A 23,106-nucleotide genomic window follows, 5' to 3' on the forward strand; every position below is an offset into this window, starting at 1 on the left:
AGTGCTCATCAACTGAGCACTTTGTTTGCGACACTGGCCCCATGCGCGCCGACCGTCTTGTCGCCACCTTGCTGCTGATGCAGACGCGCGGCCGCGTCACGGCCGCCGAGCTCGCCGCGGAGCTGGAAATCTCCGTCGCGACGGCCCGCCGTGACCTCGAAGCGCTCTCGGCGGCGGGGGTGCCCGTCTACCCGCAACCGGGCCGCGGCGGCGGGTGGCAGCTGGTCGGCGGCGCGCGCACCGACCTGTCCGGCCTGACCGCGCGCGAGTCGCAGGCCCTCTTCCTCCTGGCGGGCCCCGCCGCGGCCGCGTCCCCGGAGGTCAAGTCGGCGCTGCGCAAGCTGATGGGCGCGCTGCCGGGCACGTTCCGCCCGGACGCCGAGGCCGCCGCGGAAGCGGTCGTCGTCGACCCGGCCGGCTGGGGCGAACGCGTGAAGGACCGGCCGCCGATGGTCGAACTGCTGCGGGACGCCGTCATCGCGCGCCGGCGCGTGCGGTTCACCTACAGCGGGCGCGAGCGGCTCGTCGACCCGTGGGGCCTGGTCGACAAGGACGACGTCTGGTACCTCGTCGCCGGGACGCCGCAGGGGCGCCGGACGTTCCGGGTGGACCGGATCGCCGAGCCCGTCCCGACCGAGGAGGCCGCCGACCGCCGCCCGGCGGACCTCGAGCTGGCGAAGGTGTGGGACGAGGTCGTCGAGGAGATCGAGAAACGGCGATCGCTGCTCACCGCGGACGTGGTGCTCGGCTCCCGCTACTTCGAGGTGCTGCGCGACCGGTTCGGCCGGCACTGCGAGCGGGTCGCGGACCTGCCCGGCGACCGCGTTCGCGCGAGGGTCGCCGCACCGGCGCCGATCATGATCGCGCAGGAGCTGGCGGGGTGGGGCGCGCTGGTCGAGGTGGAGTCCCCGGAGTCCGTCAAAGCGGAGCTGGCCCGCCTCGGCCGTGAGCTGATTGCCCGCTATGGCGCCGATTGTCCCGAATGAGCCGATCAGGTCTTCCCGCGTCCTAAAAGGCCCGTTCAAGACACCGGCGACGGACCTGCGTACACAGCCTGTGGCCGTTATGCTCGGTGAACGGCGTTAATCACTCCACTGTGGACATTAGGAAGACCTACTACGAGTGTCCGTTACTCTCCGGTATCTGGCCGTTCGGAGTATCCGGGATCACCCGTTTGCTGTTACTGTGACGTCTCCGTGACCTGAACGTGTGTTCGGTGATCCCCTGCGGTGAGGGCAGACGATGCGTGACGATGTAGTCGAGGCGAGCGCCGTGGTCGGGCACACGCCGGATGTGGTGTGGCAGATCGTCGGTTCGCCTGAGTGGTATTCGCGGTTCGTGCCGGAGATCGCCGGGTGCGAGGTCGTCGAGCACGCCGCGCGCGGCCGGGGCCCCAAAGCCGTGATCCGGATCGTCCCCGAGCGCGGGCCGATGCTGGAAGCGCAGGTCCAGGCCGTCGTGTACCGGCCGGGCGAGCACGTCGTGTGGTGCGGCGTCCCCGACGAAGGCACGTGGGTCTCCCTCGAGCTGAGACCGCTGGCCGGCGGCAAGACCGAGCTGTTCGTCCGGATGATGCTGCCGCCGTCGCACGCGGATCTCGTGTCGTCGGTGAAGAAGGACGTCCGTGCCCTCGCCCGGCGCCTCGACCTGCACCTCGCCGGCAAGCCCGACCCCGACGCCGACCGCGACGGCAACAAGGCCACCAAGCTGCGCACCACGAGCGTCCTGGTGCGCGCCGGCGTCCTGTCCGCGGGCCGCCCGGACAAGATCGCCCGCCAGCTCAGCTCGCTCGCCCAGTGGGGCGCCACCATTGCCGGCGGCTACCAGGCCGCCGCCGCCCGCGTCCCCGACGAGCCCGCCCTGCACGACGAGCGCAGCCTCCGCACGTTCCGGCAGGTCCAGGAGCGCAGCGACCGGCTCGCGAACGGGCTGAGCGAGCTCGGCGTCGGCGAACGCGACCGGATCGCGCTGATGTGCCGCAACCACGCCGCGATGGTCGAGTCGTTCGTCGCCGCCAGCAAGCTCGGCGCCGACCTGATCCTGCTCAACACCGGCCTGTCCGCGGCTTCGGTCAAGGACGTCATCGCCGAGCACCAGCCGGCCGCCGTGCTGGCCGACGACGAGTTCGCGCAGACCATCGCGAACGTCCCGGGTGAGTTCGCCCGGATCAGCACCTGGCCGGACGCCGAAACCGGCTACCCCACCGTCGACGAGCTGATCCACGCCGCGCCCGCCGACCCGCCCAAGCCGGTCGACCGGCCGGGCCGCGTGGTCGTGCTGACGTCCGGGACCTCCGGCACGCCGAAGGGAGCGCGGCGCCCCACGCCGAAGGGCATGGGGACGGCCGCGGCGATCCTCGACCGGATCCCGCTGCGCGCCGGCGACCGGATCCTCGTCGCGGCGCCGCTGTTCCACAGCTGGGGCCTGGCCGCGATGCAGCTCGGCATGGCGCTGCGGGCGTCGCTGGCGCTGATCCGCAAGTTCGACGCCGAGGAGACGCTGCGGGCCATCGCCGAGCAGAAGTGCGACGCGCTGTTCGCGGTGCCGATCATGCTGCAGCGCATCATGGACCTGCCCGAACGCGTCCGGGCGCGCTACGACCTGTCGTCGCTGCGGATCGTCGCGAGCAGCGGCTCGGCGATGTCCGGGTCGTTCGTCACGCAGTTCATGGACACCTTCGGCGACGTCCTCTACAACTTCTACGGCTCGACCGAGGTGTCCTGGGCGAGCATCGCCGACCCGGCCGACCTGCGCGCGGCGCCGACGACGGCGGGCCGCTGCCCGCTCGGCACGCGCGTCGCGATCCTCGACGAAGACCGCAAGCCGGTGCCGCCCGGCGGCGAAGGCCAGATCTTCGTCGGCAACGACATGCTGTTCGACGGCTACACGAACGGCAAGGACCCGGCGCGCGCGGCGGACCTGATGGCCACCGGCGACGTCGGCTACCTCGACGCGGCGGGCCGCCTGTTCGTCACCGGCCGGGCCGACGAGATGATCGTGTCCGGCGGCGAGAACGTCTTCCCCCGTCCGGTGGAAGAAGCACTGGTGGCACTGCCCGGCGTCCACGACGCCGCGGTGGTCGGCGTGGCCGACGCGGAGTGGGGCCAGCGGCTGGCGGCGTACGTGGTCCCGCGACGCGGCGCCTCGCTGCACGCGGAGGACATCCGGGCGTACATCCACCAGCGGCTGGCGCGGTTCGCCGTGCCGCGCGACGTGTACTTCGTGCCGGACCTGCCGCGCAACGCGACGGGCAAGATCCTCAAGCGCCTGCTGCACGACGACACCTGGCCGGTCTCCACCGAGTACTGACCCGGGCGGACGGCTCAGGCGACCGGCTGACGCAGCACGGTCTTCAGCTTCGCGGGCTCGGTCCTGCGCGGGTCGCCGAGGTAGATCTCGTGGTGCAGGCCGGTCTCCTTCAGCCCGTGCTCCGCGAGGAACTCGTCGTGCAAGCGGGCGAGCAGCGGGCCTTCGTCGTCGTACGGGCCGATGTGGAGCGCCTGCGCGCACCGGCCCTCGTGCAGCTTCTCGAGCCGGACCGGCGGGTCGATCTTCTTCTTGCGCCGCACCGCTTCCCGGGCTTCCTCGACGGCGTCCTCACCGAGGTGGCCCGGCAGGGAGATCAACATCGTCCACTGCCAGGAATCCTTGGCGCGCACGGTGAACGCCGCGTAGTCGTCGGCCCACCACAGTCCCTCCAACGGGCCGACGACGAAGTCCTCACCGGCATGCTTCGCCGTCATCTTGATCGTGTACGCGAAGGCGTAGAGCGCTTCGACGGCTTTCCGGTAGCTCTCCGCCGTGTTCGGATTGCCCCGGCCGTCGATCGCGAGGAACTGCTGCTCCGGCACGTCGAGCAGCGCCCAGTCGGTGTTCTTCGGCGAGTACAGCCGCTTCAGGTCCTTCTTGACGTCGTAGGGCATCAGGACAGTCCTCTCAGCCAGGCGGCTTCCGCTTCGAGCTGGTTGACGGAGTAGTCGAAGATCGCCCGGACGAACGGCGGGGCGTCAGCTTGCGCGGCTCTCCGCACTTCGGCCAGGCGTTCCTCGACCGCTTCGGCGCGCCGGGCCAGCGCGGCCGCGAGCCGGTCGGGCGGGATCGCCGGGCTGTTGGCCAGACCGACCAGCACCGGCGGGTGCACCGGGCGCAGTTCGGCGATGGCCGCCTCCGCGGCCGCCGCACAGGCTCGCCGGCCCGCGTCCGTGGCCGTGTACGTCTTCTTGGCCTTGGCGTGCGCGCGTTCTTCCGCGACTTCGGTGACCAGGCCGCGGTCGCGGAGCTTGCCGAGGACGTAGTAGATCGAGCTGAAGCCGAGGGCGGTCCACTCGCGCATGCCGCGTTCGGACACGACTTCGTCCAGCTCGTAGCCGTGTCTCGGCCGTTCGACGACGAGGCCGAGGACGGTCAGCTCCGCATCGGTCAGCACGGCAGTATTCTAGTACTGGAATAGGCCGGTTCGTCAAGGCTGCCGGAAATTGTCGGTGGGTGCTGGCATGCTTCAGCGAGTACCGGAAAGCGAGGGCGGACAGGTGGGGGGACAGGTGGTGACGGCGGTGCCGTGGACCGCGGAACGCGTGGCCGGGCTGGCGCCGGATCCCGCTTCGGAGAAGGCGGGCCGGGCGCTGGCCGCGCCGGCGAAGTGGTCGGGCGCGGGTGCGTCCGAAGACGCCGTGTGGGGCTTCTGCCAGGGCAGTGGCAAGAAGCCGTACCAGACGTGCGTCGAGCTCGCCGAGCCCGCGTTCCGGTGTTCCTGTCCCAGCCGGAAGTTCCCGTGCAAGCACGCGCTCGGGCTGATGATGTTGTGGGCGGCGGGAAAGGTCGACTCCGCCGCGCCGCCCGAGTGGGTGCACACGTGGCTGGCCGAACGCGCCGACCGCGCCCGTCGCGCGGAAAAACGCGCGGAGGCAGCCGGGCCGAAGGACGAGGAAGCGGCCGCTCGCCGCGCTTCGGAGCGGGCAGCGCGCGTCGAAGGCGGCGTGGCGGAGCTGAAGATCTGGCTGACCGACCGGATCGGCGCGGGCTTCGCCGGGTTCGAGCGCAGCGGCGGCGAAGAGCTGCGCACGGTGGCCGCGCGGATGGTGGACGCGCAGGCGTCCGGGCTGGCGGGCGGACTGCGCCGGGCGGCGGGGATCGTCGGCCGCCGCGACTGGCCGGCGGCGCTGCTGGGCGAGCTGTCCCTGGTGTACCTGCTGGCGGACGCGGCGACCCGGTTGGACGCACTGCCGGCGCCGCTGGCGGAAACGGTCCGCACCCGGCTGGGGTTCTCGGTGGAGACGGCCCGGGTTCTCGAGCAGGGCGAGCGGGTATCGGACGAGTGGCTGATCACCGGCGCGGCGGACGAGGAGAACGACCGCTTGCTGACCCGCCGCACGTGGTTGCGCGGGCGGGAGACGGGCCGGGACGCGCTGGTGCTGTCGTTCGCCCCGCCGGGCCGTCCGCTGGATTCGTCATTGCCACCAGGGCATTTCCTGACGGCGGAGCTGGCGTTCTACCCGGGTGCGGCCCCGTTGCGGGCGTTGGTGGTGGAGCGCGGCATCCCGTTGGCGGCGTCGTCGGCGTCCGGCGGATCGATTTCCGAGGCACTGGGGTCGTACGCGCGGGCGATGGCGGCGGACCCGTGGCTGGAGCGCTGGCCGGTCCTGCTGTCCGGGGTCACCCCGGCCGAACACGGCAGCGGCTGGTGTCTGTCCGAAAAGGACGGAACGGCGCTGCCGCTGGTGCCGTACGCGTGGCCGTGGTCGTTGCTGGCGATGTCGGCGGGCCGCCCGCTGACGGTGGCCGGCGAGTGGAGCCCGGCGGGCCTGCGGCCGCTGACGTGCTGGCACGAGGGCCGGGCGGTGCGGCTGTGACACCCGAACTCCTCGCCGGTCCTCCTCCGGCCCGTCCGGAATCGACCATGCTCCAGACCCGAAAGGCGGTGCGGCCGTGAAAGCCTGGGAAGACCTCGTCGGCACCGCGCTCCTCGGCACCCGCCGCCGCACGCTGGATCCCGCCACCCAGCCGCCCGCGGTCCAGGACCTCGTCCAAGACCGCGCCGACCCCGCCGAACAGCTCCTCGCCGCGGCGGCGGTCCTCACGACCTACCGCCGGGCCGGCCGGCAACCCCTGCACGACGTGCGGCCGCTGCCCGTCGCGGCTCAGGACGAGCGGCCCTTCGTGCCGCCGCTGGCCCGGGAGCGCCTGGCCCGCCTGCTCGCCGCCAGCCATCCCGATCTCCTCCTGGAGTGGCTCGGCATCGTCGCCGGCACGGACTACCGCGTCCCACCCGAAACCCTGCCCCTGCTCGCCGAAGCCGCCCGCAGCAAGGCCGCCCTGCGCGGGCCGCTCGTCGCCGTCGCCGGGTCCGTCGGGGCGTGGCTCGGGCAGCGGAACCCCGACTGGTCCTTCCTCTCCGCGCCCGCGGAAGAACAGGCCGACGTCTGGCAGTACGGCAGTCTCGCCCAGCGCCGCCGCTGGCTCGCCGCCAAGCTCGGCCAAGCTCCGGAGGCGGCCCGCGAAGCCCTCCACGGCTCCTGGAAGAGCGAACCCGCCGACGTCCGCTCGGACTTCCTCGGCGTGCTCGCCGGCCACCTCGCCCCCGAGGACGAAGACTTCCTCGAAGCCGCGCTCACCGACCGCGCCGCGGCCGTCCGGGAACGGGCCGCCGAACTGCTCGGCCGGCTGCCCGGCACCCGGTACGGCGCGAGCATGGCCGAACGCCTGCGGCCGCTGGTCCGCCGCCGGGGCCGGGTCCTGGAAGTCACCGTCCCGCAGGGCGAACGCGGCGACGGCACCGTCCGGCTGCGCACGCTCGTCGCCGCCGCTCCCCTGGCCTTCTGGACCGAGTTCGGCCCACCGGCCGAGGTCGTCCGGATGACCGTCGAGGGCTGCCCGGCCGGCGTCCTGCGCGACTCGTGGGCCACCGCGGCCCTGCGCCAGCGCGACGAGACCTGGGCACAGGCCCTGATCGGCGCCGACCCCGGTGGCCGGACCACGCCGCCGCTGCTCGGCGTGCTCGGCCCGGCGAGCCAGGCCGCCACCGTCGGGCACCTGATCGGCAGGCTGCCGGTCGAATCGTTCGCGCGGCTGGTGCACGAGCTGCCCCGGCCGTGGACGAAGGAGCTGGGCACCGCCCTGCTCGACTGGATCGCCCGCCAGGACGACCACCGCCTGGTCTCGCACGCCGCCGTCGTGATCGCCCGCGCGGTCCCGCCGCAGTGCCTGCGCCACCCGCTGGCCACCACCCGGCTGACCATGGACGCCGGGCCGTGGCGCCGGGCGCTCACCGAAACGCTGAACTTCCGCCGCGAAATGTACGAGGAGCTCGCATGACCGCCACCGTCCTCCGGCCGCACGCCGAACAGGACCACGCCGCCGAGCTGGCCGCGCTGGCCGCCGCCGACGACCGGGCGAAGCCGCCGAACTGGAACCTGTCGCCGTGGGCCGTCGTCGAGTACCTGCTCGGCGGCACCCTGGCCGACGGCACCGTGATCACCCCGAAGTACGTCGGCCCGCGGCGGCTGATCGAGGTCGCCGTCGCCACGCTCGCCACCGACCGCGCGCTGCTGCTGCTCGGCGTGCCCGGCACGGCGAAGACCTGGGTGTCCGAACACCTCTCCGCCGCGATCAGCGGGGACTCGACGCTGCTGGTGCAGGGCACCGCGGGCACGTCGGAGGAGTCGATCCGCTACGGCTGGAACTACGCCCGGCTGATCGCCGAGGGCCCGAGCGCCGCCGCGCTGGTCGAAAGCCCGGTGCTGCGCGCGATGCGGGACGGCAAGCTGGCCCGCCTCGAGGAGCTGACCCGCATCCCGGCCGACGTCCAGGACTCGCTCATCACGATCCTGTCCGAGAAGACCCTGCCGATCCCGGAGCTGGGCACCGAGGTGCAGGCACGGCCGGGCTTCAACCTGATCGCGACGGCGAACAACCGCGACAAGGGCGTCAACGAGCTGTCGAGCGCGCTGCGGCGGCGGTTCAACACCGTCGTGCTGCCGCTGCCGGACAGCGCCGAGGCGGAGGTCGAGATCGTCAGCAGGCGGGTCGCCGAGCTGGGCACGTCGCTGCAGCTGCCCGCCGAGGCCGCCGAGCTGGCCGAGATCCGCCGGGTGGTCACGGTGTTCCGCGAGCTGCGGTCCGGCCGCACCGAAGACGGCCGCACGGCGGTGAAGTCGCCGTCCGGCACGCTCTCGACGGCCGAGGCGATCAGCGTGCTCACCGGTGGGCTCGCCCTGGCGGCCCACTTCGGCGACGGCGTGCTGCGCCCGCACGACATCGCGGCCGGCATCCACGGAGCCGTGGTCAAGGACCCGGTGGCCGACCGCGCGATCTGGATCGAATACCTCGAGACGGTCGTCCGCGAACGCGACGGCTGGGCCGACTTCTACCGGGCCGGTCAGGAGATCTCTTGACCTCCACCCACCTGCTCGGCATCCGCCACCACGGCCCGGGGTCCGCCCGGGCCGTGGCGACGCGGCTCGCCGAGCTGGAGCCCGACATCGTGCTGATCGAGGGTCCACCCGAAGCCGACGTCCTGGTCGAGCTCACCGAAGACCCGGCCATGCAGCCGCCGGTCGCGCTGCTGGCATATGCCACCGACGACGTCTCGCGGGCGGCGTTCTGGCCGTTCGCCGTCTTCAGCCCCGAGTGGCAGGCACTCACCTACGCCCGCGAAGCCGGCATCCCGGTGCGGTTCTGCGATCTGCCGGCCGCGAACACGTTCGCCGCGGGGCCGGACGAGCACGCCGGCCCGCCGGTGGACCCGTTGGCGCTGCTGGCCTCGGCCGGCGGCTACGACGACCCGGAACGCTGGTGGGACGACGTCGTCGAGTCCCGGCGGGACAGCGCGAACCCGTTCGACGTGATCGCGGACGCGATGACCGCGGTGCGCGAGGACGAGGAACCACCGCGCGGGAACGAAGCGCGGCGCGAGGCGTACATGCGCTCGGTGCTGCGCCGCACCCGCAAGGACGGCTTCGAGAACATCGCCGTCGTGTGCGGCGCCTGGCACGTGCCCGCGCTGGCCGACCCGCTGCCGCCGGCGTCGCACGACCAGTCCGTCCTCAAAGGACTGCCGAAGCGGAAGGTCGCGTGCACCTGGGTGCCGTGGACCCACGGCCGGCTCGCGACGGCCAGCGGCTACGGCGCGGGCGTGCGGTCGCCCGGCTGGTACCACCACCTGTTCACCACGGCCGACGACGTCACCGCGCGCTGGCTGGCCCAGGTGGCGGCGGTGCTGCGCGAGGAGGACCTGCCGGTCTCGACCGCGCACGTCATCGAGGCGGTCCGCCTCGCCGAAACGCTGGCCACGCTGCGCGGGCGGTCGTCGGCCGGGCTGGCCGAGGTCACCGAAGCCACCCGGTCGGTGCTGTGCGGCGGCGACGAGGTGCAGGTCGAGCTCGTCACGCGGCGGCTGGTGGTCGGCGAACGGCTCGGCGAGGTGCCCGACCGGGTGCCGCAGCCACCGCTGGCCGCGGACCTCACCGCGACGGCGAAACGCCTGCGGCTCAAGAAGGACCCGGTCGTCAAGGAGTACGACCTCGACCTGCGCACGCCCGGCGGGCTCGACCGCTCGAAGCTGCTGCACCGGCTGCGGATCCTCGGCATCGAGTGGGGCAGCCGGGAGGCGTCGGCGCGGCGGAACAAGGGCACGTTCCGGGAAACCTGGGCGGTGGCTTGGGAACCGGGGTTCGAGGTCGACCTGGTCGCGGCCGCGGTGTACGGCACGACCGTGCCGGCGGCGGCCGCCGCCGCGGTCCGCGGCGCGGTCGAAGGCACGCCACCGCTGGACGAGGTGACCACGGCCGTCGAGAACTGCCTGCTCGCCGACCTGCCGGAGGCGCTGCCCGAAGTGCTCGCGGCACTCGACGCGCGGGCGGCGGCGGACGCGGACGTCGCCCGGCTGATGTCGGCGCTGCCCGCGCTGGCCAGGGCGACCCGCTACGGGAACGTGCGCGGCACCGACACCGGCGCGTTGCGCGCGGTGGCCGACCGCATGCTCGACCGGATCTGCGCCGGCCTGCCCCCGGCGACGCACGGGATCGACGACGACGCCGCGGCCCGGATGGCCCAGCTGGTCGACGGCGTGCACGACGCGACGTCGCTGCTGGGCGAAGAGGCCAAGGAGCGCTGGCTCGCGGCACTGGCGAGGCTGGCCGAACGGCCGTCGCTGCCGCCGCTGCTGGCCGGGCGCCTCACCCGGATCCTGCACGACGCCGGGCTGCTCGACGCGCTCGACATCGAGCTGCGGCTGGGCCGGGCGCTCACGCCGGGCATCGCGCCGTCGGCGGGCGCGGCGTACGTCGAGGGCTTCTTCGACGGCGGCGCGTTGCTGCTGGTGCACGACGAAGGCCTGCTGCGGGTGATCGACGCGTGGCTCGCGGCGATCCCCGCCGACGTCTTCACCGAGGTGCTTCCGTTGCTGCGCCGGACGTTCGGCGCGTTCAGCGGGCCCGAGAAGCGGGCGATCGGGCACCGGGCGGCGGGGCTCGACGGCACCGCCGCGGTCGTCGCGGTGGCCGAGGAACTGGACGAGGACCGGGCCGAGCGCGTGCTGCCCGTGCTGGCGACGTTGCTGGGGGTGGGGGCATGAGCACCGGCGACGCATTCCCTCCCGCGGAGGCGGCAGAGAGCACAGCCACCGAACGCACGCGGCGCTGGCGGCTGGTGCTGGGCGCCGAAGGTGCGGGCGAGGGGTCGGGGCTGGCCGACGCCCAGCTGTCCGAAGAGGACAGTGGCGTCGACGCGGTGCTGGCCGCCCTGTACGACAAGCCGGACGAGGAGGCCGCGGGCGGGCCGCGCAGCGCGAACCTGGGCGCGTCGGCGCCGCGGGTGGCGCGCTGGCTGGGCGACATCCGGCGCTACTTCCCCAGCACCGTGGTGCAGGTGATGCAGCGCGACGCGGTCGACCGGCTGGGGCTGACCCGGATGCTGCTGGAGAAGGAGCTGCTGTCGGCGGTCGAGCCGGACGTGCACCTGGTCGGCACGCTGCTGTCGCTGAACGGCGTGCTGCCGGAGGAGACCAAGGAGACCGCGCGCGAGGTCGTCCGCAAGGTGGTCGAGGAGCTGGAGGAGCGGCTGGCCGAGCGCACCCGGGCGGCGATCAAGGGGGCGCTGGACAAGGCGTCGCGCACGCACCGGCCCCGCCCGGGCGACGTCGACTGGGCGCGCACGATCCACCGCAACCTCAAGCACTACTCCCCCGAGCTGCGCACGATCGTGCCGGAGCAGCTGATCGGCTACGGGCGGCGCCAGCAGGCGGTCCAGCGCGACGTGATCCTGGCGGTCGACCAGTCGGGGTCGATGGCGGAGTCGGTGGTGTACTCGGGGTTGTTCGGCGCGGTGCTGGCGTCGATGCGGGCGCTGCGGACGTCGTTCGTGGCGTTCGACACGGAGGTCGCGGACCTGACCGAGCACCTGGCGGACCCGGTGGACGTCCTGTTCGGCACCCAGCTGGGCGGCGGCACGGACATCAACCGGGCGATCGCGTACTGCCAGGGCCTGGTGGGCCGGCCCGAGCAGACGCTGCTGGTGCTGATCAGCGACCTGTACGAGGGCGGCGACGAGGAGGAGCTCCTGCACCGGATAGCCGAGCTGGTGGGCGCGGGAGTCCAGGTGGTGACGCTCCTGGCCCTGTCGGACTCGGGGGCGCCCTCGTACGACCACGAGAACGCGGCGGCGCTGGCGGAGCTGGGAGTCCCGGCGTTCGCGTGCACGCCGGACCAGTTCCCGGAGCTGATGGCAGCAGCGGTGAGAGGCGACGACCTGCAGTCCTGGGTGGCCCGCGAGACCAGCTGAGTTGCGGAATGAAACCGAGTGGCGAGTGGTTGAAGGGGGTGTGGGACGCAGATCCCGCAGGAAGGACGGCTCGCCATGAAGGTCCGCAGCTCGATCCGCTGGCTCGCCCGCCAGCCGGGTGCCCAGGTCATCCGCCGGGGGACGAAGGTGCTGGTGATCAACAAGGACAACCCGCGCAACAAGGCCCGCCAGGGCTGACGAAGCGGTAGGGGGTTACGCGGCCGGACCGCCCAGGGGGGTGGTCCGGCCGCTGTCTTTGGTCACTCATGCGGGGACGTCGGCGGCCGGCCGGCGAAGGGGCCGTGGCCCAAGCCGCCAGCCGTGCGGCCGCCGCTGAGGCGGCTCGCACCGGCCAGCCGCCCGCAAGAGCGGCGACTCATCGCGCCGCGAAGGCCGCGACCCGGCCGCCAGCCGCACATTGCGCTGCGAAGCCGGCGGGCACCAACCAACCGCCCGCAGCGGCAGCGACTCGTCGCGCCCCCCAAGCGGCAGGCGCGGCCGCAGGAGGCGTTCAAACGGCGATTTCGGCGGCTTGCACTCCGCAGCGCCACCGCCGCAAGCCGTGCCGGGGCGACAGCGCTCATCGCGCCGGCAAGTCGGCGCAGCCGGCGGAGGCCCGCCAGCCAACCCCTCACCGCGCCGCGGTCGCCCGGTCCTCCGCGTGGCCGAACCGCATCACTCCGTCGTCCACCCGGCCCAGCCGCATGTCCGCGAAGTCCAGCAAATAGTTCTGCCGCATCAGCCAAGGCCGCTTCTCGCCCTGCTTCGGCAGGCCGGGGGCGGCCCTCTTGATGTACCCCGATGCCAGGTCGACGATCGGCCGCGGGCGGCCCGCCGCCGAGGCCGACTCCGCGTCCGGGGCGCAGTACGCGAACCCGCGCCGGTCCAGGTACGCCAGCAGCCGGCACACGTACTGGGACGTCAGGTCCGCCCGCAGCGTCCACGAATTGTTCGTGTACCCCACGCACCACGCCAAGTTCGGCACGCCCCCGAACATCATCCCTTTGTACGCCCGCTGGTCGCCCGGTACGACGGTGCGGCCGTCGACCGTCAGCGCGATCCCGCCGAACGCCACCAGCCGCAGTCCGGTCGCCGTCACGATGATGTCCGCGTCCAGCGAGCGGCCGGACTCCAAACGCACCCCGGTGGCCGTGAACCGCGAGATCCGGTCCGTCACGATGTCCGCCTTGCCCGACCGCAGCGCCCGGAACAGGTCCGCGTCCGGCGCCAGGCACAGCCGCTGATCCCACGGGTCGTACGACGGCACGAAGTGCGGGTCCACCGGGATCGACGCCGGCAGCTGCGCCGCCACGCGCTTGCGCAGCGCCGACGACGCCCGCCGGGGCAACCGCCGCATCAGCTGGAAGAACAGCGTCCCCATCACGACGTTCTTGCCGCGCACCACCCGGTGCGCGAGCTTCTCCGGCAGCAGCGCCCGGAGCCGGTCAGCCAGCGCGTCGCGGCCCGGGCGCGCCACGATGTACGACGGCGACCGCTGCAGCATCGTCACCTGCGCTGCGCGCGAAGCCAGCGCCGGGACCAGCGTCACCGCCGTCGCGCCGCTGCCGATCACCACCACCCGCTTGCCCGCATAATCCAGCGATGCGGGCCAGTGCTGCGGGTGCACGATCTCGCCCGCGAACTCCGAGCGGCCCGGGAAGTCGACCACGTGCCCGGACTCGTAGGAGTAATAACCGCTGCACAGGTACAGGAACCGGCACGTGAACGTCGCCCCGTGCGAGGTCGACACCGTCCACAGCGCCGACGAGGACGACCACGACGCCCGCACCACGCGGTGCCCGAAGCGGATCCGGTCGACCACGCCGAAAGCGTCGGCAGTCGAGCGGATGTACGACAGGATCGACGGGCCGTCCGCGATCGCCTTCGGGTCCTTCCAGGGCCGGAACGGGTAACCGAGGGTGAACATGTCCGAATCGGATCGGATGCCCGGGTACCGGAACAGGTCCCAGGTTCCGCCGATCGTGTCCCGCGCCTCGAGCACCGCGTAAGTCTTGCCCGGCAGCCGCTCCTGCAGCCGGCAGGCCGCGCCGATACCGGACAGCCCGGCCCCCACGATCAGGACGTCGACGTGCTCGGTCATGAAAGCCAGCCTAACCGAGCTGGGGACCCCGCCGGACCGGGTCGGGGCACCGGCCCGGCGGGGAGGACCACTACAACCGCACCACGGTCGTCGCGCCGAAGGTGCCCTTCAGCGGCACCGTCACGACCTTCCCGCGTACGGTCACCGTCACGCTGTCCTGCGTCTGCGTCGGGTCCGACACCGCCAGTTGACGCCGCCCGACCGCGACCGACGCCGGCCCGGACACCCGGACGTCGCCGACCGAGCCGGCGGCGAAGAAGTTCGCCAGCACCGTGCCGTCGGAGACGCGCACCGCCTGCACCGCCGGCGTGTTCGCCAGCACGTGCCACGCCCAGGACGCGGTCAGCGTGCCGATCACCGACGCGCCCGGCAGCACCGCGTACGCGTAGGTCGCGTCGACCGGCTTGACACCGTGCTCCAGCACCAGCTTCTGGTACCGGCGCGTGTTCGGGGTCGTGGTGCCCTTGGTGTTGGCGCCGGTGTCGATGTCGCGCCACGCGCCGGTGCGGTCCTCGCGCAGCGCCGTCACCGAAGCGTCGTCCAGGAGCGCGTACCCGCCGACGTTCTCCAAGTGCAGCCAGCGCGGACGACGCAGCGTCGATGCCTTGCCGAGGTCGGTCGGGACGCGCCGGCCGTCGGCGAGCAGCGCGCCGCGGCCGCCCTCGCCGAGGTTGCGGTTCTCGATCGTCGTGCGCACCGCACTCCCGGACGTGCTGGTGATCCCGGCCCCGAGGCAAACGATCCCGGACGAGGTGAAGAACCACGACTTCTTCGCGACCAGCGAACCGTCCCAGGACTTGAAGTCCAGCGCGTAGGCGCCGGTGCGGGCGTCCCAGCGGACGCCGCCGGTGTGCGGGTTCGGGCCGACCGGCACGCCGCCGAACTTCGGGTCGACCGGGCCGTCGTTCTCGGTCGTGCCCGGCAGCAGCAGCGGGTCGACCGTCGGCCAGTACGCGTCGGTGTAGTGCCCCTTGGCGTTCGGCAGGAACGTGTACAGCACGCCGTCGCCGACGTAGAAGCCCTTGAGGTTCTGGCCGTTGATGGATTCGTAGCGCGAAATGCGCGTCGAGCTGACGCCGAGGGACGCCGACCAGTCGTCGGTGACGTGCACCATCCGGTCCTGCTGCCCGAAGACGCGATGTGTCGCCGTCACCCGCGCCGGACGCGCGCCCGAGGCCAGCATGTCCTGCGCGAACTCGATGCCCGGCGTGGCCACGAGGTCCGGGCCCGGCGCGAACCGCTCCGGGTCGGGGATCTTCAGGAACGGCGCGTACGTCCCTTCCTTGATCCACTTCGCGGCGAGGGCGTTGAGGTCGGTCTTCGTCTTGCCCGACGCCGTGCGGGCCAGCACCAGCGTCGCGACGGTCAGCTGGTGGCCGATGTCGTGCCCGGTCTCGCCCTGGCGCGAAAGCATCCGGCCGCGCACCGGTTCCATCAGCGCGCCCGCGTAGACGAACGGCGCGAAGCTGTCCGCCACCAGCGCGTAGATCTTGTCCTTCAGCGGTTGCGGCAGCGCGTACTCGGTGCCCGCCGTGACGTGGATGGCGCCGGCGAGCGCGGTGAGCAGGACGATGCCGTAGTGCCCGGGGTACGGGATGGTGTCGTGCTGGATGAACGAGCCGTCGACGTGGAAGCCGTCGCCGGCCGCGCGGTCGAGCTTGGCGACGACGCTCGCCGCTCCCCCGCCCGCGACGTCGGTGAGCGCGTCGATGCCCGTCTTGATCCAGGCGGTGTCGCCGAGCATCGCGCCGGAGACGACGGAGATGAGGGCCTTGTCCGCGCGGTTCGCGCCGGTCTCGACCACCGACGGGTTGTTCGCGCGCAGGTTCGGGTTGCCGACGAACCGCTTCACCGGCGCGAGGTAGCGAGCCAGCTGCTCGGCGGTGAGCTGGTCGGCGACCACCGAAAGCGTGTGCAGCAGGTAGTACGGGATGCCGATCTCGTAGGTGTACCAGTTGCCGATCTCGCCGACGTTCTCGTTGTACTGGCTCGCGTAGATCAGCTCGAGCGCCGCCTTGATCCGGTCGAGCACCACCGGGTCGCCGGACAGCGCGCCGCCCGGAGTGCCCCAGTCGACGGCGATCGCGCGCAGCCGCGCGTACATCGAGGTCGTGTAGTCACTGCCCGGGCCGAGCGGCAGGTCCGTCCACAGTGGAGCACCACCGCCGGCGACGGACAGGCTCGCGTTGTACGCCTTGGCGACGCGGCCGAGGTTGGCCAGCGCCTCGGTGCGTTCCGGCGACGGCCGGTTGATGCCGGTCTGCAGCTGCCGGTAGGCGGCGACGATGGGCGCGGTCGCGGCGGGCACCCCGCTCGCGGCCGGGGTGGGCACGGGCGCCGCGAAAGCGAGCGCGGGACGGGTGAGCAACACGGTCGAAGCGGCCGCCAGCGCGCCGCCGCGCAGGGCGTTTCTCCGGTTCACGGGCATGGCACTGCCTCCCAGGAAGACATCCTCGGCTTATGGGGGAACGGGATTCGGTTGTGCGGCGGCGGATTCGGTTGTCGGCGCCGGAAACTGTCGGTGCCGGGCGATAGGCTGGAAACGGGGGGCGCCCCCGCGGGCTCAGGGGATTCGGGCGGGCGATCGGTTCAGCGGCGCCGAAAACTGTCGGTGCCGGACGGTAGAGTGGAAACCGGGGGGCGCCCCCGCGGGTCGGGGACTCCGGGTCGGGATCCGGGCCAACAGCGCCCGAAAACTGTCGGTGCCAAACGGTAGAATGGAAACCGGGGGGCGCCCCCGCGCGGGAGGCACCCCGCCGGGTCAGCGGGAGCCGTCGGTGCGGCGGGGCAGTTGCCAGGGGTTGGCCTCCTGCAGGGGTTCGGGCAGCAACGCGTCCGGGAAGCCCTGCCACGCGACCGGCCGCAGAAACCGCTCGATCGCCGCGGTGCCGACCGACGTCGTGGTCGGGGCCGTCGTGGCCGGGTACGGGCCGCCGTGCTGCTGGGCCCAGCTCACAGTCACCCCGGTGGGCCAGTCGTTCCACAGCAGCCGGCCGGCGATGCGGGCCAGCGCCGGCAGCACCGGCCGGATCCAGTCCACATCGGACTCCTCGCCGTGGATCGTGGCGGTGAGCCCCGGTTCGATGACGTCGAGCAGGCGCAGCAGCTCGGCCTGGTCGGCATACGTGACGATCAGCGATGCCGGCCCGAAGCACTCCTCGTGCACGGTGTCGCCGCCCTCGAGGAACTGCTTGCCCGTCGTGGCCAGCAGCGTCGGGGTGAACGCGGGCGCGGAAGAATCCGACGCGGACACCACCTCGACGCCCGGGACCTCCTTCAGCGCCGAAAGCTGCGAAGAAAAGCCCGAAGCGATGCGGTCGTTGAGCATCGGCTGGGCCGCGGCACCCTCCAGCGCCGATCGAAGCGTCGAGGTCAGGTTGTGGTCCTCGGGCAGGAACAGCAGCCCCGGCTTCGTGCAGAACTGGCCGGCACCGAGGGTGAACGACCCGGCGTACCCCTTCGCGACGGCCTCCCCCCGCGCGGCGACGGCGGCCTCGGTGACGACGACCGGGTTGACGCTGCCCAGCTCGCCGTAGAACGGGATCGGCCGCGGGCGCGCGTTCGCGATGTCGAACAGCGCGCGCCCGCCGGGGATGGACCCGGTGAACGACGCCGCCGCGATCCGCAGGTCCTTCAGCGCCGTGACGCCTTCCTCCTGCCCGAAGATCACGTCGAAGATGCCCTCGGGCGCGCCCGCGCCGATCAGGGCATCCCGCAGGATCCGGCCGGTCAGCGCGGACAGCTCCGGGTGCCCGGGGTGCGCCTTGAGGACGACCGGGCAGCCCGCGGCGAGCGCGGAGGCCGTGTCACCGCCGGCGACGCTGAACGCGAACGGGAAGTTGCTCGCCGCGAACACCAGCACCGGGCCGATCGCGGTCTTGACGCGGCGGATGTCCGGCCGCGGGCCCATCGGCCAGTCCGGGTCCGCGTGGTCGACGGTCGCGCCCAGGAACTCGCCGTCGGTGAGCACCTCACCGAACAGGCGCAGCTGGAACGTCGTGCGCTTCAGCTCGCCGGCCAGCCGGGGGGTCGCCGGCAGGTGGGTCTCGCGGTGCGCCAGCGGGACGAGGTCGTCGGCGGCGGCGTCGAGGGCGTCGGCGGCCGCGACCAGCCAGCGGGCGCGCTCGGCCGGCGTCGCCTCGGCGGCGGGGCGGGCGGCCGCTGCGGCCCCCGCGAGGATCTTCTCGAGCGTGGCGGCGTCGGTGGCCTGGCTCATGGGTGGAACAGCTCCTCAGTTCTCATGGGCGGCGGCGGTGGCCGCGGCCAGGTCGCTCCAGCGACCCGGACCGGCCAGTCCGAGGTGGTACAGGTGCAGCTCCGCGGCACCCGCCTTGGCCAGCTCGCCGGCGTACGCGGCGATGTCCGGCACCGGCGCGGCGGCGACCGCGGTGATGTAGCTGCCGATCGCGACGCGCTCGGGCAGGGCCTCCCGCGCCGCCGCGACGGCTTCGGCGCCCGTGGCGGGCGCCCAGCCGAACAATACGACCGCGTCGACGTCGTCGGCAGCGGACGGCGTGAGACCCGGCAGCGCGCCGGTGACCCACGGGTCGAGCGCGCCGTGCAGCACGACCCGGATGCCCGCCGGCAGCGTCGCCAAAACGGCGGCCCGCAGGGCATCGGTGGCCTCCTGCCGGACCCGCAGCAGCATCGAGGTCAACGATGGCGGTAGACCGTCGGCCGTGACAGCCAGATCGCCGGTCGCGACCAGCCGCCGGATCTCCTCGACGAGCTGCGCCCGGACGGTGCCGGCGTCGACGTCCCACGAAGCAGCACACGCCTCGCAGCAGCAGATCGACAGCAGCCGGGCCACCGCGGGCGCCCACACGCCGTCGGTCTTCTCGTGCTGGTGCTGGTGCACCACACCGAGCGGGCCGCAGGCTTCGAGGATCACCGACGACAGCTCCAGCCCGGCAACAGCCTGCGCGGTCAGCGTCGCCGCGTACTCGCGCACCGCCGGCTGCGACGGGCACAGTGCCCACGGGTACGGCTCGCCGAAGCAGTTGCGCACCACGACGTCCGGGTGCTCGTAGCCGAGCTGGGAGTTGTGGGTCAGCACGATCCACGCGGCGGCCGGGATGCCGGCCTCGGTGAGCAGCCGGACGGCGTCGCCACCACTGTCCTCCGAGGACACCCAGTCCGGAGTGGACGGACGCAGCGTGCCCCACCCGTCGGAAAGCGGCCGGTAGAACGCGGCGTGCCGGGCGACGACCGCGGTGCGCGAAGCCGACCACGGCGTCGCCGCCCGGGCACTGTGGTACGACAGCGCGACGGCCACCTCGTCGACGCCGAGATCCTCCACGCGCGAGACGAACCCGGGCTCCAGGACGTCCCAGGGGTAGGCGTATCCCGTCACCTTCACCGGGTCACCACCTCGCCGTGTTCGGCTCGAACCCGGCGACGTACTTGCGCATGTAGGTCACGTCGTCCCGTTTGGTCAGTCCACATCGGACGTAGTTCTCGTGCAGGCGCGCCAGCGCGTCCTCGTCCAGCGTCACGCCCAGCCCCGGCGTCGTGGGCACCTCGACGGCCCCGCCGCGGAAGGAAAGCACGCCCGGCTCGATGACGTCCTCGACCTTCCACGGCCAGTGCGTGTCGCAGGCGTAGGTCAGGTGCGGGGTCGCCGCGGCGACCTGCACCATCGCGGCCAGGCTGATCCCGAGGTGGCTGTTGGAGTGCATCGACAGGCCGACGCCGAAGCTCTCGCACGTCGTCGACAACGACTGCGTCGCCCGCAGGCCGCCCCAGAAGTGGTGGTCCGACAGCAGGACGCCGATCGCGCGCGCCCGGAAGCCCGGCTCGATGTCGCCGAAGTTGACCACGCACATGTTGGTGGCCAACGGCATCGACGCTTCGGCGGCGACCTGGGCCATGCCCTCGATGCCCGGCGTCGGGTCTTCGAGGTACTCCAGGACACCGTCCAGCTCGTGAGCCACCCGGATGCCGGTTTCGACCGTCCACGCGCCGTTCGGGTCGATCCGCAGCGGGTGCCCGGGGAATGCCTCGGCCAGCGCCCGGATGCCGTCGACCTCCTGCGCCGGCTCGTAAACGCCGCCCTTGAGCTTGATCGAGCGGAAGCCGTACTCGTCGATCATCCGCTTCGCCGACCCCACCAGGGTTTCCGGCGTGGTGATCTCGCCCCACGAGTCCTCGCGGCCGTCGACGTGCTTGCCGTACTTGTAGAACAGGTACGCGGAGAACTCGACGGCGTCGCGCGCCTTGCCGCCGAGCAGGTCGGTGACCGGCCGGCCGAGGTACTGCCCCTGCGCGTCCAGGCAGGCGACCTCGAACAGCGAGAAGACGCTGGCCACGGTCTTGCGGATGGAGAACCCGCCGATCAGGCCGTGCGCGTCGGTCAGGACCGTGTCCGACAGCGCCTCGGCGACCAGCCGCTGCAGGCCCGGCAGGTCGAAGACGTCGTGGCCGCGCAGCCGCGGCAGCACCTTGCGCACCTCGCCGAGGAACGCGGAATCGCCGTAGGACTCGCCGAGCCCGACGATGCCGTCTTCGCACTTGACCTGCACGACGCTGCGCAGCGCGAACGGCTCGTGCACGCCCATGACGTTGAGCAGCGGCGGGTCGGCGAACGCCACCGGCGTCAGCACCACATCGAGGATCTTCATCAGCCCAGCGCCTTCAGCGTGACGAAGCCGTCCTCCACGATCTTCTCCAGCCGGTGGATCTGCTCCGGCGTCGGCTCGACCAGCGGCGGCCGGACCGGGCCGACCTTGTCCCCGCGCAGCCGGGCCGCGGCCTTCACCAGCGAGACGGCGAAACCGGGCGTCTCGTCCCGCAGCGCCACCAGCGGCAGGTAAAAGCCGGTCAGCAGCGCGTCCATCACGCGGCTGTCGCCCTCGCCGAGCGCCCGGTGGAACCGGTGCGCGATCTCGGGGGCGAAGCAGTGCACCGCCGAGGAGTACCGGGCGACGCCGATCGAGGCGTACGCCTTGGCCGAGACCTCCGCGGTCGGCAACCCGTTGAAGAACAGGAAGTTCCGCGCCCGCTCGGTGTCCAGCGCGCGGATGGTGGTGACGATCCGGGTCATCACCTCGACGTCGCCGTAGCCGTCCTTGAGCCCGGCGACCGAGGGGATGTCGAGCAGCGCCGCCGCGGTCTGCGCCGTGAAGACGCCGGTGCCGCGGTGGTAGACGATCACCGGCACCGACGAGTCGCCGACGGCGTACCGGACGAAGTCGACCAGGCCCGAGGGCGGCCCGGTGACCAGGTACGGCGGCAGCAGCAGCACGCCGTCCGCGCCCCCCTCCTGCGCCGCCGCGATCCCGGCCCGCGCCGAGGCGGCACCCCCGCCCGCACCCACCCAGACCGGGACCCGGCCCGCGGCGACCTCACGGGTCTTCGCGAGCACCGCGGCGTGCTCGGCCGGCGACAGGGAGCTGAATTCCCCCGTGCCACACGCGACGAACAGGGCGCCGGCGCCCGCCGCGATGTGGCTCTCCACGTTCTCCGCGAGCGCGTCGAGGTTGACCTCGAGGTGCTCGGTGAACGGGGTCAAGGGGAACGCCAGCAGGCCGTCCAGCGCGATCTCGGTCTGTGCCATCTGTTTCTGCTCTCCGTTTGTCGGGTGCGGCCGGGGGTGGACCGGCGTCGGTCAAGCGGGCACGGTCGTGCCTTCCGCCGTGCGGTCGACGTCGTCGTCGGCGTTCACGGTGTCGACGATCTCATCGGCGGCCGCGCTGCGCTCGGGGGCGAGCAGGCCGAGACCGACGTAGAGGGCGAGCGAGACCAGGATCGGCGTCGCGATCAGCACGGTCTGGTTCGCGTTGAACACGTAGTACACGAGGGCGTAGTCGATCAGCCCGCCCGCCCAGGACACCAGCGCCGCACGCGGGCCGCACTTGCGGAACCACGGCAGCATGCCCAGCAGCAGCGGGATCGAGATCGGGCCCATCAGCGCGGCGACCCAGTTGACGACGATCTGCAGCACGCCGCCGAGGTTCTGCGCCTGGGTGGCCACGAGCATGGTGAGGGCCACGAAGATCACCGTGGTGATCCGGGCGGCCTTGAGGCCCTGGACGTCGGTCCACTGCCGGGCGCGGCGGACCATCGCCGGGATCATGTCGCGGGTGATCACCGCGGAGATCGCGTTGGCGTCGGAGGAGACCATCGCCATGGTGTGCGAGAAGATGCCGGCGAGCACCAGGCCGACCAGGCCCGGCGGCAGGAACGTCGTCGTCATGATCGCGTAGGACTGCGTCGGGTCCTTGATGCCCGGGATGAGCAGCGGCGCCGCGAGCATCGGGAACATCAGCACCAGCGGCCACAACAGGTACAGCGCGGACGAAAGCCGCGCGCCGCGCCTGGCCTCGTGGGTGTTCGGCGCGGCCATGTACCGCTGCGCCAGGTTCCACATGCCTCCGTTGTACTCCAGCGTTTTCACGAGCACGTACACCAGGAGGAAGATCGTGGTGTACTTGGACGTCACCGGGTTGACGTGCCCCTCGGGCAGCTTGTCCCAGATCGTCCAGAGCGCCGAGATCCCGCCGAGCTTGCCGAGGACGACCACGATCATCACGACCGCCGCGATGGCCTGGATGACGAACTGGCCGAAGTCGGTGAGCGCGTCGGCCCAGAGACCGCCGATGGTGCAGTAGACGAGGGTGACCGCGCCGGTGATGAGGATGCCGAGGTTGTAGTCGAGCCCGGCGAAGACGTGCAGCAGCGTCGCGACGGCGAACCACTTGGCCGCGATGTCGAAGATCTTCAGCAGGCTGCCGCTCCAGGCGAGCGCCTGCTGCGTCGGCACGTTGTACCGCTTCGCGAGGTACTCCAGCGGGGAGGCGACGCCGAGCTTCGAGCGCAACCGGTTCCAGCGCGCGGCGAACAGCCAGCTGCCGATGCCCACGCCGATGCCGATGCTGGCGAAGCCCCAGAAGTACACGGTGACGCCGCTGGTGTACGCGACGCCCGCGTACGCGACGAAGAGCACGGCGCTGTAGCCGGACATGTGGTGCGAGATGCCGGCCAGCCACCACGGCATCTTGCCGCCGGCCGTGAAGAAGTCCTTCACGTCGCTGACCCGTTTGTGCGACCACCAGCCGATGACGATCATCAGCGCGAAGTACGCGCAGACCATCGTCCAGTCGAGTGCGTGCACCGCAGGCTCCCTTCCGCGTCCACTTCGATGTGGTCGTGCTGTTCACATCTATGAACGGAGTCTGTTATAGTGATTATGTTCATCCATAAGAACGTTGTTCGGGACGCTAATATGGCCG

17 protein-coding genes are annotated in these 23,106 nt (G+C 72.3%); 8 read left to right on the top strand and 9 right to left on the bottom strand.

Going from position 1 to position 23,106, the window contains the following annotated elements; genetic code table 11:
• The first annotated feature begins 41 nt into the window (after positions 1-41).
• Both AB0J40_RS40340 and AB0J40_RS40345 read left to right on the top strand, forming a co-directional pair.
• A complete protein-coding gene (locus AB0J40_RS40340) occupies positions 42-986 on the top strand; it encodes a WYL domain-containing protein (protein ID WP_364464629.1) in 945 nt (314 codons plus the stop codon).
• A 256-nt stretch (positions 987-1,242) separates the two neighbouring features.
• The gene (locus AB0J40_RS40345; RefSeq protein WP_364464631.1) at positions 1,243-3,309 is read left to right on the top strand and encodes an AMP-binding protein; all 2,067 of its coding nucleotides are present in this window, start codon (positions 1,243-1,245) and stop codon (positions 3,307-3,309) included.
• A 14-nt stretch (positions 3,310-3,323) separates the two neighbouring features.
• Here the strand turns inward: AB0J40_RS40345 and AB0J40_RS40350 are convergent, their stop codons facing one another.
• Positions 3,324-3,923 carry a GyrI-like domain-containing protein gene (locus AB0J40_RS40350; RefSeq protein WP_364464633.1) on the bottom strand — a complete coding sequence of 200 codons (600 nt, stop codon included), beginning with the start codon at positions 3,921-3,923 and terminating at the stop codon, positions 3,324-3,326.
• A complete protein-coding gene (locus AB0J40_RS40355; RefSeq protein WP_364464635.1) occupies positions 3,923-4,426 on the bottom strand; it encodes a PadR family transcriptional regulator in 504 nt (167 codons plus the stop codon). The genes AB0J40_RS40350 and AB0J40_RS40355 overlap by 1 nt, the downstream gene beginning before the upstream one ends.
• Positions 4,427-4,529: 103 nt before the next feature.
• Here AB0J40_RS40355 and AB0J40_RS40360 point away from each other — a divergent pair, with 103 nt between their 5' ends.
• The 6 genes from AB0J40_RS40360 (at position 4,530) to AB0J40_RS40385 (ending at position 11,973) form a co-directional block, all read left to right on the top strand.
• Positions 4,530-5,849, top strand: a complete 1,320-nt coding sequence (locus AB0J40_RS40360) for an SWIM zinc finger family protein (RefSeq protein WP_364464637.1) — start codon at positions 4,530-4,532, stop codon at positions 5,847-5,849.
• A 76-nt stretch (positions 5,850-5,925) separates the two neighbouring features.
• Positions 5,926-7,311: a DUF5691 domain-containing protein gene (locus AB0J40_RS40365; RefSeq protein WP_364464639.1), complete on the top strand. Its 1,386-nt coding sequence runs from the start codon at positions 5,926-5,928 to the stop codon at positions 7,309-7,311.
• Positions 7,308-8,390 (top strand): AAA family ATPase, encoded by a 1,083-nt coding sequence (locus tag AB0J40_RS40370; RefSeq protein WP_364464641.1) that lies wholly within the window; start codon positions 7,308-7,310, stop codon positions 8,388-8,390. Before AB0J40_RS40365 ends, AB0J40_RS40370 begins: the two co-directional genes overlap by 4 nt.
• Positions 8,387-10,570 (top strand): DUF5682 family protein, encoded by a 2,184-nt coding sequence (locus tag AB0J40_RS40375; protein WP_364464643.1) that lies wholly within the window; start codon positions 8,387-8,389, stop codon positions 10,568-10,570. Before AB0J40_RS40370 ends, AB0J40_RS40375 begins: the two co-directional genes overlap by 4 nt.
• Complete coding sequence (locus AB0J40_RS40380) at positions 10,567-11,775, top strand: VWA domain-containing protein (RefSeq protein ID WP_364464645.1); 1,209 nt, start codon at positions 10,567-10,569, stop codon at positions 11,773-11,775. The genes AB0J40_RS40375 and AB0J40_RS40380 overlap by 4 nt, the downstream gene beginning before the upstream one ends.
• A 75-nt stretch (positions 11,776-11,850) precedes the next feature.
• Positions 11,851-11,973 carry a ribosomal protein bL36 gene (locus tag AB0J40_RS40385; RefSeq protein WP_364464646.1) on the top strand — a complete coding sequence of 41 codons (123 nt, stop codon included), beginning with the start codon at positions 11,851-11,853 and terminating at the stop codon, positions 11,971-11,973.
• Between the two features lie 433 nt (positions 11,974-12,406).
• Here the strand turns inward: AB0J40_RS40385 and AB0J40_RS40390 are convergent, their stop codons facing one another.
• The 7 genes from AB0J40_RS40390 to AB0J40_RS40420 form a co-directional block, all read right to left on the bottom strand.
• Positions 12,407-13,876, bottom strand: a complete 1,470-nt coding sequence (locus tag AB0J40_RS40390; protein ID WP_364464648.1) for an NAD(P)/FAD-dependent oxidoreductase — start codon at positions 13,874-13,876, stop codon at positions 12,407-12,409.
• 70 nt (positions 13,877-13,946) lie between these two features.
• Positions 13,947-16,304, bottom strand: a complete 2,358-nt coding sequence (locus AB0J40_RS40395) for a polysaccharide lyase 8 family protein (RefSeq protein WP_364464650.1) — start codon at positions 16,302-16,304, stop codon at positions 13,947-13,949.
• Between the two features lie 333 nt (positions 16,305-16,637).
• Entirely contained in the window at positions 16,638-18,092 is a 1,455-nt protein-coding gene (locus AB0J40_RS40400) for an aldehyde dehydrogenase (NADP(+)) (RefSeq protein WP_364464652.1), read from the bottom strand.
• Between the two features lie 15 nt (positions 18,093-18,107).
• Positions 18,108-19,235, bottom strand: coding sequence for a hypothetical protein (locus AB0J40_RS40405; RefSeq protein ID WP_364464653.1), 1,128 nt, complete (start codon positions 19,233-19,235; stop codon positions 18,108-18,110).
• A 4-nt stretch (positions 19,236-19,239) separates the two neighbouring features.
• The gene (locus AB0J40_RS40410; RefSeq protein ID WP_364464655.1) at positions 19,240-20,496 is read right to left on the bottom strand and encodes a glucarate dehydratase family protein; all 1,257 of its coding nucleotides are present in this window, start codon (positions 20,494-20,496) and stop codon (positions 19,240-19,242) included.
• A complete protein-coding gene (locus AB0J40_RS40415; RefSeq protein WP_364464657.1) occupies positions 20,496-21,431 on the bottom strand; it encodes a 5-dehydro-4-deoxyglucarate dehydratase in 936 nt (311 codons plus the stop codon). The genes AB0J40_RS40410 and AB0J40_RS40415 overlap by 1 nt, the downstream gene beginning before the upstream one ends.
• Before the next feature lie 51 nt (positions 21,432-21,482).
• The gene (locus AB0J40_RS40420; protein WP_364464659.1) at positions 21,483-22,988 is read right to left on the bottom strand and encodes a sodium:solute symporter family protein; all 1,506 of its coding nucleotides are present in this window, start codon (positions 22,986-22,988) and stop codon (positions 21,483-21,485) included.
• Positions 22,989-23,106 lie beyond the last annotated feature (118 nt).

The organism is Amycolatopsis sp. NPDC049691, assembly GCF_040675005.1.
Lineage (GTDB): Bacteria > Actinomycetota > Actinomycetes > Mycobacteriales > Pseudonocardiaceae > Amycolatopsis.

Coding starts and splice junctions, on each gene's coding strand:
- AB0J40_RS40370 (WP_364464641.1), top strand. CDS start 7,308: ATGACCGCCACCGTCCTCCGGCCGCACGCCGAACAGGACCACGCCGCC.
- AB0J40_RS40395 (WP_364464650.1), bottom strand. CDS start 16,304: ATGCCCGTGAACCGGAGAAACGCCCTGCGCGGCGGCGCGCTGGCGGCC.
- AB0J40_RS40385 (WP_364464646.1), top strand. CDS start 11,851: ATGAAGGTCCGCAGCTCGATCCGCTGGCTCGCCCGCCAGCCGGGTGCC.
- AB0J40_RS40340 (WP_364464629.1), top strand. CDS start 42: ATGCGCGCCGACCGTCTTGTCGCCACCTTGCTGCTGATGCAGACGCGC.
- AB0J40_RS40415 (WP_364464657.1), bottom strand. CDS start 21,431: ATGGCACAGACCGAGATCGCGCTGGACGGCCTGCTGGCGTTCCCCTTG.
- AB0J40_RS40400 (WP_364464652.1), bottom strand. CDS start 18,092: ATGAGCCAGGCCACCGACGCCGCCACGCTCGAGAAGATCCTCGCGGGG.
- AB0J40_RS40390 (WP_364464648.1), bottom strand. CDS start 13,876: ATGACCGAGCACGTCGACGTCCTGATCGTGGGGGCCGGGCTGTCCGGT.
- AB0J40_RS40380 (WP_364464645.1), top strand. CDS start 10,567: ATGAGCACCGGCGACGCATTCCCTCCCGCGGAGGCGGCAGAGAGCACA.
- AB0J40_RS40345 (WP_364464631.1), top strand. CDS start 1,243: ATGCGTGACGATGTAGTCGAGGCGAGCGCCGTGGTCGGGCACACGCCG.
- AB0J40_RS40350 (WP_364464633.1), bottom strand. CDS start 3,923: ATGCCCTACGACGTCAAGAAGGACCTGAAGCGGCTGTACTCGCCGAAG.
- AB0J40_RS40410 (WP_364464655.1), bottom strand. CDS start 20,496: ATGAAGATCCTCGATGTGGTGCTGACGCCGGTGGCGTTCGCCGACCCG.